Origin of the sequence: Sporosarcina newyorkensis (assembly GCF_900167515.1) — a bacterium.
In the GTDB taxonomy this organism is placed as follows: domain Bacteria; phylum Bacillota; class Bacilli; order Bacillales_A; family Planococcaceae; genus Sporosarcina; species Sporosarcina newyorkensis.
The window spans coordinates 115883-129342 of record NZ_FUYJ01000010.1 but is presented as its reverse complement, the minus strand read 5'-3'; the positions used below and the strand labels follow the sequence as shown (position 1 = coordinate 129342).

Annotated in this window: 11 protein-coding genes and 1 riboswitch; of the genes, 10 read left to right on the top strand and 1 reads right to left on the bottom strand. The window is 42.4% G+C overall.

All coding sequences use genetic code 11. The annotated features are described in order from the left end of the window. Positions 1–80 precede the first annotated feature (80 nt). Positions 81–827, top strand: a complete 747-nt coding sequence (locus B5D59_RS16370) for an IclR family transcriptional regulator (RefSeq protein WP_078818694.1) — start codon at positions 81–83, stop codon at positions 825–827. Positions 828–1514: 687 nt separating this feature from the next. On the opposite strand, the gene B5D59_RS16365 is transcribed toward B5D59_RS16370, so the two are convergent. Continuing rightward, positions 1515–2165: a DedA family protein gene (locus tag B5D59_RS16365; protein ID WP_078818693.1), complete on the bottom strand. Its 651-nt coding sequence runs from the start codon at positions 2163–2165 to the stop codon at positions 1515–1517. A gap of 212 nt (positions 2166–2377) precedes the next feature. Further along, positions 2378–2553, top strand: a riboswitch (cobalamin riboswitch). A gap of 173 nt (positions 2554–2726) precedes the next feature. Between B5D59_RS16365 and B5D59_RS16360 the strand changes: the two genes are divergently transcribed. From B5D59_RS16360 to B5D59_RS16320, 9 genes are all read left to right on the top strand, one after another. Next, positions 2727–4142: a ribonucleoside-diphosphate reductase subunit alpha gene (locus B5D59_RS16360; protein WP_176132617.1), complete on the top strand. Its 1416-nt coding sequence runs from the start codon at positions 2727–2729 to the stop codon at positions 4140–4142. A 77-nt stretch (positions 4143–4219) separates the two neighbouring features. Then, entirely contained in the window at positions 4220–5335 is a 1116-nt protein-coding gene (locus B5D59_RS16355) for a CdaR family transcriptional regulator (RefSeq protein WP_078818691.1), read from the top strand. Positions 5336–5498: 163 nt separating this feature from the next. Continuing rightward, positions 5499–6623, top strand: coding sequence for a YibE/F family protein (locus B5D59_RS16350; RefSeq protein WP_078818690.1), 1125 nt, complete (start codon positions 5499–5501; stop codon positions 6621–6623). After that, entirely contained in the window at positions 6620–7381 is a 762-nt protein-coding gene (locus B5D59_RS16345) for a YibE/F family protein (RefSeq protein WP_078818689.1), read from the top strand. Before B5D59_RS16350 ends, B5D59_RS16345 begins: the two co-directional genes overlap by 4 nt. 234 nt (positions 7382–7615) lie before the next feature. Beyond that, entirely contained in the window at positions 7616–9028 is a 1413-nt protein-coding gene (locus B5D59_RS16340; RefSeq protein WP_078818688.1) for an FAD-linked oxidase C-terminal domain-containing protein, read from the top strand. Next, positions 9021–10334 carry a (Fe-S)-binding protein gene (locus B5D59_RS16335; RefSeq protein ID WP_078818687.1) on the top strand — a complete coding sequence of 438 codons (1314 nt, stop codon included), beginning with the start codon at positions 9021–9023 and terminating at the stop codon, positions 10332–10334. Before B5D59_RS16340 ends, B5D59_RS16335 begins: the two co-directional genes overlap by 8 nt. 235 nt (positions 10335–10569) lie before the next feature. Then, entirely contained in the window at positions 10570–11619 is a 1050-nt protein-coding gene (locus B5D59_RS16330; protein ID WP_009499188.1) for a DctP family TRAP transporter solute-binding subunit, read from the top strand. Positions 11620–11637: 18 nt separating this feature from the next. Beyond that, positions 11638–12123, top strand: coding sequence for a TRAP transporter small permease (locus B5D59_RS16325; RefSeq protein ID WP_009499187.1), 486 nt, complete (start codon positions 11638–11640; stop codon positions 12121–12123). Then, the gene (locus B5D59_RS16320; RefSeq protein ID WP_078818686.1) at positions 12120–13442 is read left to right on the top strand and encodes a TRAP transporter large permease; all 1323 of its coding nucleotides are present in this window, start codon (positions 12120–12122) and stop codon (positions 13440–13442) included. Before B5D59_RS16325 ends, B5D59_RS16320 begins: the two co-directional genes overlap by 4 nt. The last annotated feature ends 18 nt before the right edge of the window (positions 13443–13460 follow it).

Below are 13460 nucleotides of genomic sequence, written 5' to 3'. Positions count from 1 at the left end.
ATTTTCACACTATGAAAAACTTTAAATTTGCTATACAATGAATAATAAAATTCCGACATAGTTGATGAGGAGGAATATAGATGATTGCATCCATAAGAAAAGCTTGCCAAGTAATTAGCTGTTTTTCAAATGACGATCCAGCTCTTGGCGTTGGAGAAATTGCTGAGCTACTAGATATGCCTGTCAGTACAACGCATCATATTGTCAGTACTCTGTGCAAAGAAAATGTTTTAATGAAAGACCATCAGAAAAAGTATCGATTGGGCTGGAGGTTGCTTGAATGGAATAATCATGTAATGTTCCAGCAAGACGTTTACGACAAGGCAATGCCTTTTGTGAAAGACCTCATATCCCAGTATAAAGGTACTGCCCATATTGCGATGTTTGATAAAGGGACAGTTGTATTTGTGTTGCGTGTGTCCTCCCATGACGCTTCCTCTATCCAAACGTATTTAGGATCAAGAAAACCATCTTATGCAACGAGTTCGGGGAAAGTACTCTTGGCAAATAACCCCGCTTATTTAAAAGAAACAGTGGCTCAGGGCTTGGCACATGATGGCCCAAATACAATTACAGATATAAGCAATTTAAAGAAAGAGCTAGCAGATATACGCACAAAAGGATATTCAATTAGTGACAGTGAAAACTCTGACGGCATGTACGGCATTGCTGCACCTATTTTTTCTTACTCTGGCGGAGTAATAGCAGCCGTGAATTTAGTAGGGTTATCCTCTTATATGCAAGGAACTCAGCGCACACAGATGATCCAAAGCGTTATGAACACAGCGCAATTGATTTCAAAGGAATTAGGATATATTGAAATTTGATAATTCTATTGCTAAGTCTATTGTAAAAGTTATTTGTATTTCTAAATGGAGAGAATACAGTAATGTCATGCGCTCTTAAAAGACATTAAATATTCTGTCTATTCCACATTATGAAAAAACACAAGGTAAACCACTCCGGTATTCTGTTAAATTTAATTTATAAATTTAGGATAAGGAGTGAGGAAAGTGGAAAGTACGAAACAAGCAGAGCAGGTAATGAGGGTAAGAGATACTAAAATAGTAAATTCTGAGAAGCAAGTAGAGGGAAAAAGCAAATGTGGAAATGAATGTGAAAATTGTAAAATTTGCTTCTACCAAAGAGAACGGGAGAACGAAGTATAGATATAATAATTGTTGATATGTAATAGAAATTTAAAAGTTCTCGCTGCATCATTGTTCGGTATAATAAAATATGTTAATACGTTAGAGTTATTCAGCGAAAAAATAACTCGGTATTTAAGGTAACTATTTCGCACCGTAGGTAACCAAAAGACGATTGGAAAAAATAGACTCCAACAACCACCATTCTTAAGGCAGCGGTTGTTAAGAGTCGTATAGATGGTTATAAAGAAGTAGAGAAATTCACGATTATCAGTAACGACCATTCTCTGTTAGAACCAATCTGTACTGCTCCATCGTTCAATTTTTGGTGTGCACTATTTACACAGAACTTGCTTCAACGATTGCTCAATTCTTTTGTATTTGGAAACGACTCTTTGCAAAAGAATAGAAGACTGGCAGAACTGAGAGAAAAATTACTGACAGAATAATGGTTGAGAAATTATTTTTAACAAACGGGATATTTCCAAACAGGTAACCAACTGTTGTAAATAGTCCCACCCATAGTACAGCACCAATTACATTGTAAGCGAAGAAATATCGATAGTTCATTCGACTTGAGCCTGCAATAAACGGTATAAACGTACGGACAAATGGCATGAAACGAGCAATGACGATCGTTTTACCACCATGCTTATTAAAGAAATCCTCAGCTTTTCTCATCTTTTTCTGGTCAATAAATTTACCCATCCGTCTATTTTGAGTGATTGCTGTTCCTACTGCTTTACCGATATGATAATTTATTGTATCCCCTAATACTGCGGCTACAAAGAATACTAAGATTAATAGGACAATATTAAATGCATCCATCGCAGCGAGAGCACCAGCTGCAAACAAAAGTGAATCACCCGGCAAAAAAGGGAAAATAACAATACCTGTTTCAACAAACACAATTAAAAATAGAATAACATAGGACCAATTTCCAAAGTTTTGAATAATTTCAATCAAGTGTTCATCAATGTGTAAGATAAAGCTTATTATGTTTTGGATGAATGTCATTCCTATTCTCACTTTCGAGTAGATTATTTTTTTCTCTTAAACATACGAGTCAACCATAGATATTATACTTCTTTTTCGCATGCTTGTCATGAATAACTCAATTGTGATGCAGCCTCCAAATGATCACACTCCTTAAACGAAAGGTAAGGCAACAACTATTTCTACCACCTCTCCGACTATTCATGGTAAACTAGAATAAATAAAATACTAAATGAGTTTGCACGATGCGTTGGTACCTATCAAGGTGTAAAAGGGAATCCGAAAATCGGAGCTGTCCCCGCAACTGTACACACGGACGACCGCTGAGAAAAGCCACTATGGAGACATGGGAAGGCTTGGCGGAAGGATGAAGTGAAGCCAGGAGACCTGCCAGACATCGTCAAAGCAACACTTTCTTCGGGGGTTGAGAGGTGGGGGCAAAAGGGTCTCTGCGGTTCATGCGATTTGCATGAAGTTCTTTAGAGCTGCCTATTTTTGTTTCCTCAATCACAACTATTACAATCATCCTGCCGAAGAGCCAGGATGATTGTTTTTTTGTTGTATAGGAAAGGAGACGGCGAAATGAGAGTTCTCGAACAATCAGACGAACGTACACATGAACGTGCGTTGCTCGAAGTTTTGTATAGACAAGCGGAACAATTGCACAAAAAGCCAGCATACCAAGGATTTCATCAAGTAGTGCGGAAGCTGGTGAGTGACGGTTTATATGGAAGCTGGATCAATCACTATTCATCCAATGAAATCAAATGGCTAGGATTGCAAATTATGCCGGAGCGAGATCAATTGCTATCCGCTAAACAGCTTCTTCAGTATATGAAAGAATTTGTCACTTGCAATCATTATGATCGAAGACTGGGACTGCCGCAAGAACGGCTGATGCTTATTGCGATGGCAGCCATGCGGGATGAAACTGTGCAACGGTTGCAAAAAGTACGAGAAGCCTATTGGGTCTTGAGTATGGGGTATGTGACGTTACCGGATGATATCATGGCGTTTTTCGGCAAGACATTCTATCCAGGGCAACCTGTACGTCGTCTTCATTCAATGAATCTCTTGGATTCACGGATTCCATCATTTTTGGCCAGTCAAGTGAAGGAAAAGCACGTCCGTATTCCTACTACATTTATGGAACAGGTGAAGGCATGTGGATCTTGGCTCGTATTTGATATGGAGGAAGTACGTCGCGTGATGAATGGTTCTCTGCAGGACGTCGGCAGTGAGTCGTTCCGTCGGGCCGTTGCGAACCCATCCATCACGCACAAAAGGCTTTCCGCTATCGGACTGATGAAGCAGCTGTTAGCTAGTGACGGCATCGTTTTCCATTTTGACGATGACTTTCAGCGTGGAACAAAAGGATTGCATTCGCATATCCAGCTGTCGAAAGTGCTACGGAGAAACATCTTGGCTCGTGTTTGTGGAATTCATGTCCGTTTGCTTAATGGCATCTTGGATGTATGGGAACGAGAAGACAATAGACGAGATCTGCAAATTGAAGCAGCCGGATGGGAAGAAGCGCTTGCAGATCAACGAATTAGCTTACATTCGGAACAGGCAGTGTCATTCATTGAAGAACTATCTGAAGAAATTAATCTACATGTGATAAAAACTTCATTGCAACTGGCGAAGGAAAAAGGTCCGTATCTTCAATTTGAGGGCTCAGATTGGCAGAGTGGAAGCTACTTTGAACAACGTAGTTATACAACAGAAGAGTGGCAAAAAGTAAGGAATGAAATTGCAGGGAACGGAATCCGGAACGGCTGCTTACGGAAGGCGTCAGATACTGAAAATTTGTCTGGATATTCCTTAACAAAGCACCAACAATTGTCGATGATTAACCGGCTTGCGGTGCAACAGAACCACACGGATGTCGGCGGCTCAATCACATTGGAGAAGTCTGCTTTCATAGAAACGGCAGAACTTTTGCAGTTGCTCATGAAAGCGTGGAACTGCGGAATCAAAGAAGTTTATATAAAGTAATGGTCCCGCCTATTGAGATGAAGACTGAACTGGCGTAAAGTTAAGATAACTAGCAGTTTTCATCCGAGGTGAGGTAGATGTTCCAGTTTGATACACTAGGGCAGGAAATGGTGAAGGAATTTTCGAATTTAATACAGCAAGAAGTGATTTTAACGGATCGGAGAGGCTTCATTCAGGCCAGCACGGACGTTACACGGCTCAATCAGTTCCATGAAGGCGCATTACTATGCATTCGCCAAAAGGAAATGCTCTATATGGCAGATGAGGAAGTAGAACGGTTGCGTGGTGTACGTAAAGGTATTGTGCTGCCAATCCTCATTGAAGGTGAGCCGATTGCCGCGCTTGGTATCACAGGCGAACCTAAGATGATCCGTCCGCAAGCACAGTTGATCTTACGGGTGGCAGAACTATTTATCCAAGATTCATTGAAACGAAAGCAGAAAGATGAAAAAGTACGGGACATGGAGTTTTTCGTATTTGATTGGCTGACGGGTACGAGAAAAGATGAACGGTTTATGGAAAGAGGTACACTGCTTGGAATTGACGTTACGCTTTATCGGCAGGTAGCGGTTCTGGAAGTGGTCGATTTACTAGAGCAGTTTTCGGTTGAGGAAATGGAAACATTTGCGTCCATTCAGAATATCCATGATTCCATGAAAATGATCCGCTGGGCACAGAATAAAATCTTGTTGTTGCTTCCAGAAATGAATCAAGAGACGCTTGAGCATGAATTGAAGTTCTTATTGCTTCATATGAAACGACGCAAAAAAATACAAGTTGTTGCAGGGATTGGTGCGCCAACACATTATTTTGACTTAGCCAAATCATTCGCACAAGCAGAACGTGCAGTCAATGCCTCCAAAAAATCGGGCGAGATTGTCTTCGAACATGAGCTGCGTCTCGAAATTATTTTGCAAAGCATCCCAGAAGCCGTGCGTGCGGATTTTTTGGGCCGCACGGTAGCTCCACTTATTAAAGAAGAAGAGCTGATGAACAATTTGAAAATCTGGTTTTCAGAGAATCAATCTATGCAAAATACAGCACAGCGTTTGCATATCCATAAGAACACATTGTCTTATCGTCTGCAAAAAATCGAGCAGTTAACGGGGTTATCTGTATGGAGTACACATGATGTGTTTTTACTGTACTTGGCATTGTGTTTGATGGAAGAGCAATTGTCAAATAATGAATGAGTGAAAAGTTTGCTTCATTTCCTTTATGGGAATGGGGCTTTTTATCGTTGGCAGCCTACTCATATAGTCTTTTAAGAAACAATGATCGTTTTTGTGAATTATACGTCCTATACATGGTAGGCTTACTATGTGCTCTATCCTTTAAGCAGTGGAGGGATTGTGGATGATAAATAAAACTAGAAACAGGACGACTAAACGCTGGATCCTATATATCCTTCTATTATTTTGCTTGGCCTCTTCCCTTCTATTTGTGAATGACAACTATTCATTTTATGATCGTCCAATTGCTCAAGTGGTTCAAACGACATTGGAAGATACAACGAAAACGAAGGATATGCATGGCAATGAAGATACTCTGTTTACTCAGCATATCGTAGCTATATTAAAAAATGGGGAAGAGAAGGGTCAGCAAATTCATTTAACGAATCAGTATTCCACTTCAGGAGCATATGATCAGCAATATCATATAGGAAATAAACTGTTTGTCTCCATTGATTCGGAGACCGGAGAGAAAATAGCAGGCAGTATCACAGATGTAAAACGTGATCAATATGTGCTGGTTGTTGCTTGGATTTTTATCTTTACGTTATTGATCGTTGGACATAAGCAGGGCCTGCTTGCGATTGTCAGTTTTGTGATCAATGTCCTGCTGCTGTCTTTCGCCTTAGATATTTATGTACATTATTCACGGGTCAGTCTGCTGCTGATTTGTGGGATATGCATTCTTTTATTTACCGCCATATCGTTATTGCTCGTTAGTGGCTTCAATGAAAAAACGTATGCAGCGATTGTGGCGACGCTCATCGCAACAGTGGCATCGCTGTCTATTACTTCTCTTGTCATCTGGCTCACGTCGGGAAGCGGTCTGCGCTATGAGGAAATGCAGTTTTTGACGCGACCGTATCATACAGTGTTCATGGCAGGACTGTTCATCGGTTCGTTAGGCGCCATTATGGATGTTGCGATTACGATGTCTTCCTCGATCTTTGCCTTATATGAAAGAGACCACGATATATCGATCAAATCGCTGAAGACTTCTGGAATGGATATAGGGAAAGATATTATGGGAACGATCACGAGTATTTTATTTTTCGCTTACATCAGTGGTTCGATTCCAATGCTGATTTTGTATTTGAAAAACGCCTCTCCATTGGGTTTTGCTCTTTCGATGAATCTTTCATTGGAATTGGCCCGTGCACTGGCTGGCGGAATAGGGATTGTTCTTACGATACCGATTGGTCTGTATACGACAGTATTTTTCGTTAAGCGAAAGAAGGCGAGAGTATGAACGTATTGGTATGGCTCGCAGCGATTTTACTTCTATTGATGGTATGGGTGGGTGGAAAACAAGGAGCTAGATCTTTTCTCTCTTTATTCTTGAATTTTGGGGTCATATTTCTAACTGTGATGTTTATGATGGATCCGGCTGTCAATCCGATTTTGATCACATTCATTGCGAGCATATTGATTGGCTGTGTTAGTCTATTTTTTATTAATGAAGTGAACGGTAAAACGACGATCGCGTTTATTTCTACTATGGTCACCATCGTAATTTTATTGGTTTTCATTGTGATCGTATCGCAGAAATTAATGATTCAAGGTTTTGGTGAAGAGGAGGAAGAGGCGATTAGCGGTCTGTCCCTTTATATTGGTGTGGACTTTATGAAGATTGGAGCTTCCGTTATTATCATGAGTACAATCGGTGCCATTATGGATGTGGCCATTTCGATTGCTTCGTCCATGCATGAAATATTTAAACACAATCCACTCCTCAGCAAAAAAGAGCTGTTCAAATCTGGAGTCAGTATTGGCAGGGACATATTAGGAACCGATACAAATACATTGTTCTTTGCGTTTTTCGGAGGATATTTGGCATTGCTTATTTGGTTTAAAGATCTGAACTATTCCATTGGAGAAATCGTCAATTCGAAAATATTTAGTTCTGAGATGATCTTGATACTTTGTGCAGGAATGGGGGTCGCCTTGGTGATACCGATTGCTTCCTGGATCAATGCGTATTTTTTGGTCAAGACAAGAGAAAAGTAGGAAGAATTAAAGCGAGAGAAGCCCTTAATAGCTTCTCTTTTTTACATTTGAAAATGTAAGCGTTTACTGTCCGTAGGTGGAATGATTTAGTTGTTTTCATGCTTATATTTGTACCTTTGCACAAGAATCCAATGAAAATTAAATACAACATTGTACTTTTGTCTATATGAATTAAATAGTTAGACTATTAGAATTAGACTAATAAGTTGGATTTTTTGAAAGGGAGGGGGTTGGGTGGATACTCACGTGCTGGAGCGATTGGTCGCCATTACAGGAACCTCGCATGCCAAAACGACGGTTGCGCAGAAGCTTGCTTACTCTTATGATGCGACTGCAAACTTTCAGGCCATGCCGGATATCGTATTGTCGCCTTCTTCAATTGAAGACATAAAAGAGATCGTCAAAGTTTGTGCGAAGCATCAGATACCGATTGTCTCTCGAGGATCCGGAACCAATTTGGCAGCAGGCACGACACCGACATCTGGCGGAGTGGTACTTCTATTTAACCGGATGAACCGAATCTTAGAGTTGGATCAAGAGAATCTTACAATTACAGTGGAGCCCGGTGTCATTACGCAGGCGATCAATGAAAAGGTCGCGTCGAGCGGTCTGTTTTACCCGCCTGATCCGAGTTCGATGAGTATTTCCACGATTGGAGGCAATGTCAGTGAGAACTCAGGGGGGCTGCGAGGGCTAAAGTATGGCGTGACACGAGATTACGTCAAAGCCTTGAAAGTCGTCTTGCCCACTGGTGAAGTGATTACGACGGGCGGTAAGTTAGCGAAGGACGTAGCGGGTTATGATTTGACGAGTTTATTTGTCGGATCGGAAGGAACGCTCGGTGTCATTGCGGAAATTACGCTTGGTTTGATTCCTGAACCTGAAACGAAGAAGACGCTGCTGGCATTTTATAATGAATTGGAACAAGCCGCCGAGACCGTGTCTTCCATTATTGCAGCGAAGATTGTGCCGGCGACTCTTGAATTCATGGATAAAGGGACCATTCAAGCAGTGGAGGATTTCATGCATATCGGCCTGCCGGCGGATTGTGAAGCGATGCTGCTCATTGAACAGGATGGTGATCCGGCAGTAGTCGAAAAGGATATGGCGCTCGTCCATCAGCTCTGTTTGGAACTTGGCGCCACGTCCGTGCAAATGGCAAAATCAGCTGAAGAAGCGGCACAACTCAGTATCGCACGTCGGGTTGCATTATCTGCACTTGCTCGATTGCGGCCGACGACGATTTTGGAAGATGCGACGGTACCACGTTCCGAGATTGCCAAGATGGTTAAGACAATTCAACAGGTAGCGGTCAAATACGACTTGCTAATTTGTACGTTCGGACATGCAGGGGATGGCAACTTGCATCCAACCATTTTGACAGATGAACGAGATGAAGAAGAGATGAGCCGAGTGGAAGCTGCATTTGCTGAAATCTTTGATCGTGCTATTCAGCTGGGCGGCACGATCACAGGTGAACACGGTGTAGGCGAAATGAAATCCCCGTATCTTGAGTGGAAGATTGGTTCTGAAGGTATGGCGGTCATGAAAAGCATCAAGCAGGCAATGGATCCGCTTAATATTATGAATCCAGGAAAGATGTTTGCGAAGGATACGAAGAAAAGGATTGTGGTGCAACATGAGTAACGCACAACCCGAAGCAATCCGCCAAGCGTTTGTCACCCACGTAGATGAAAATCGGCTGATGGACTGTATGCGATGTGGGTTTTGTTTGCCTGCCTGTCCTACATATATTCATTCAGGGTATGACGAAACACAATCACCGCGTGGACGTATTGCTTTGATGAAAGCCGTACGAGATGGAGTCATTGCGTGGGACGGTTCAGTTGAGGAGGCATTTGATCTCTGTCTTGGTTGCCGCGCGTGCGAACCAGCTTGCCCGGCGGGTGTCCAGTACGGTACGTTGATTGAAGAGACGCGTGATGCAATCGTCTCAGCTAAGCAGCTTTCTGTGCAGGAGAAAGTCATCCGAAAAGGCGCGTTTGATCATTTATTCGCCGACCAGAAGCGAATGAAGCAGGCAGTGGGGCTTGTAAGGTTTTATCAGAAATCCGGTTTGCAAAGCATTGTCAGAAAAGTTGGTTTTCTGGATCTTTTTCCATCTATGATGCGAGACATGGAAAAGGTCCTGCCTGATCCACCGAAACGGCCGAAAGTGCTCGTTCATTCAGAAGAAAAGAAGACCAAGGTGGCATTTTTTACTGGCTGCTTGATGGATACGATGTTTCAGGAAACGAATCGACATACGATCGATTTGCTGGAGTATTTAGGCTGCGAGATTGTTATCCCGAAAAACCAGCAATGCTGTGGTGCGTTGCAAGGTCATAGTGGGGAGATGGATCGTGCGAGCCGCAATGCGCGAGTTAATTTAGAAGCATTTGATGCTGACAATGTAGACTACATTGTCAATAATGCAGGCGGCTGCGGGGCATTTTTAGCGGAGTATGATCGTTTATTCGAAAAGGACAAGGTGCTCTTGGAAAAAGCCGAAGTGTTTGTTGCAAAACAAATCGATATCTCCTCCTTGCTCATGCAATTGGGCATTGTCGAGAAACTGGCTGCGCGTCCAGCTTCCGAAATAAAAGAATTGATCACCTATCAAGACTCTTGCCACCTGTGTAACGTCAATGGTGTCATCCATGAACCAAGGCGGATTTTACAAGCAATTAACGATACAATATTCGTGGAATTACCCGGCGCCCGCCTATGTTGTGGCTCCGCCGGTATATATAATTTATTGCAGCCCGAGATGGCGATGACGATCCTGGATGCCAAAATGGAAGAAGTACGAGAAATCGAAGCAACCACCATCGTCACAACCAACCCCGGTTGCTTGCTGCAGATGAAAGTAGGTGTGGAGAGAGAAGGGTTAGCACAAACTTCGAGAGCTGTACATATCGTTGATTTAGTACATGAGAAGCTATTTAAGTAAGTTAAATAGACTAAATTTTTTTGCAAGGACAGATACTAGTTGATTGTAGTGGGAGGCAGCCTAAAATCGCCGCGTCCTGCGGCAAAACCGACTCCAGCGGGAATAGCATGAGTCTTGAGACCCCGCAGGTAGCGAAGCGGACGAGGAGGCTCAAGCCATGCCCGCGGAAAGCGTCCGTCTGGAACGGAAATCAACGGTGTTTGGATGACTGTACTTAGATAAAAACTAGGGGGAAATGAAGATGAAAATGAAGAAAAAAAGTGTATTGGGAGCTATCGGCTTATCGGCTATGCTCATGTTGGCGGCTTGTTCGTCGGATAAAGAAGGGTCAACTTCCGCTGACAGCAGCGGTGCAGATTCAGATGGGAAATCCTACAAACTGAAAATGTCTGTAACGGTCAATGACTCATCCACTTGGTATCAAGCGGCAGACAAACTGGCGCAAGATTTAGATGAAGAGACAGATGGCCGAATTAAAATCGAAGTCTTCCCGAACGAACAACTATCAAATGGAGATCAAGGCAAGGGTGTCGAGCTTCTGACAAAAGGGCAGACCGATTTAAGTCTTCACTCCACAATCATTTACTCCATTTTGGATGACCGTTTCGGAGTAGCGAGCGCACCATTCCTATTTAAAGATAAAGACGGCGTTGACAAAGTGTTTAACGGTGCAGGCGGCGAAGCTATTGCAGAAATTCTGAATGAAAAGAACGTAGAGTTACTAGGGTTTGGTGAAAATGGTTTCCGTCAAATTACGAACGGTAAACATGAGATTAAGACACCGGCTGATATGAAGAGTCTGAAGATTCGAATTCCTGGAATTACGATGTATACCGACTTGTACCGTACATTAGGTGCTGACCCGACGACTATGGCATTTTCAGAAGTCTTTACGGCTTTGCAGCAAGGAACAATTGACGGACAGGAAAATCCAATCGACGTTATCCATTCCTCTAAATTGGATGAAGTACAGGATTACTTAACGACTTGGAATTACTCTTACGATCCATTGGTGCTTGGAATTAACAAAAAGTTGTTTGATTCCATGAGTAAAGAAGATCAAGAGCTAGTTAAGAAGTTAGGTAAGGAAGCAGCGGAATATCAAGTAGAATTGGCACGTGAAAAAGAAGCGAAGCAAATTGATGAACTGAAGGATGCAGGCATGCAATTTTATGCACCGACTGATGAGGAGTTGGCGCAATTCGCAGAAGCAGTACAGCCTGTTTACGATAAATACGAAGACATTTGGGGCAAGGATCTGTTAGACAAGTTCCGCGACCAATAAAAACTGGAGGGTGGATGTATGGGAAGAATACTCAATAGATTAGAAGAGTGGATTGTTGTCATCGTGTTGTCCATCATGTCCACCATTGCATTCGTAAATGTGCTTTCCAGAGGATTTGCCAATTATTCATTTTCCTTTACAGAGGAAATCACGGTCAATTTGTTTGTCATGTTAACATTCGTCGGAACGGCCATTGGTGTGCGTGAATACGCGCACCTTGGTTTTACCTTACTTTATGATATGGGAAATAGATTGCTGAAGAATATTATTACGATCTTGGTAGGTTTAATGATGGTATTATTGTTTGTTATTCTATTATATTTCGGGATTAAGATGGTGCAGTATCAGGTGGATATGGGTCAGAAGACACCTTCACTTGGATGGCCGCAATGGTGGTTCTCGACATCGATGCCAATTGGGGCACTGTTTTGTTTGATTCGTTCAATCCAAGTAACGATTACTGAATTCCGTGAGCAAAATGGGAAGGGAGAGCAGCCATTATGACAGCTTTAATTTTATTCGGCTTGTTTTTCATTCTCGTCATGCTTCGAATGCCGATTGCTGTAGCCCTTGCCATCTCGTCCATTGCGGTGCTATTTACGGGAAGCGGCTTGTTTGGCTTGGAATTGGTAGCGGATATTATGTACACGAGTGTAGCAAAGTTCACGTTGCTTGCAATTCCATTTTTTATTTTAGCGGGCGTTATTATGGAATACGCGGGGATTTCCAAACGTTTGATAGATTTTGCTCAAGCGTTGGTCGGTCACCGGAAAAGTGGAATCATCTTTGTGACAGTCATGACCGCAATCTTTTTTGCGGCTATTTCGGGTTCTGGACCTGCAACTGTAGCAGCAATTGGTGGCATTCTCATTCCCGGCATGGTGAAAAATGGATATAAGGTAGAAACAGCTGCTGGCTTAGTTGCAAGTTCGGGAGCCATTGGAATTATTATACCGCCCAGCATTGCATTTATCGTTTTCGCAGTGGTAGCTGGTGATCAGATTCCGGTTTCAATTGGCCGTCTGTTTATGGCGGGTGTGATTCCTGGATTACTTTTAGGTCTCGGTTTCATCCTCGCAGCAATGTTTGTCAGACGTGGTCAGGAAAAACAGGAAGGTCCAGTGGCGGCTCAGCAGAAAACTGAACCAGCGACAGGCAAAGAACGTTTTCAAGCGTTTATAAGTGCGATTTGGGGCTTGTTGATTCCGGTAATTATTTTGGGCGGAATTTACGGCGGATTTTTTACACCGACAGAAGCTGCGGTTGTTGCAGTCTTTTATAGCTTATTCATTGGATTTTTCATCTATCGTGAATTGACGTTGAAGAAACTGTACGATATTTTGGTTGCGGCGGGTGTTCAGACAGCAGTTGTCATGTTCATCGTTAGTGCGGCCAGTGTCTATGCGTATATTATTACGACAGAGCAGATCGCCAGCCAAGTTTCTGACGTAATGTTAAGTTTTTCGGATAATAAAATTATTATTCTACTATTAATTAATATGATTTTATTGATTGCTGGAATGTTTATCGATGCAATCTCTGCGTATTACATTTTCGTTCCAATTTTATTGCCGATTGTGTTGATGTTCGATGTAGACCCAACCGTGTTCGGTGTGTTTATGACCGTCAACTTGGCGATTGGGCTCTTTACACCACCTGTAGGTCTCAATTTATTTGTGGCCGCCGGGATATCGAATACATCGATTGGGCAAATATCGAGAGGGGTCTTTCCTTTCGTTGTCTCTTCCGTAATCATCTTGTTGCTCATTACGTTTATTCCGCAAATATCAACATTTTTACCAGACCTATTAAATATTAAATAGAGTAGTGGAGGGGTGCTT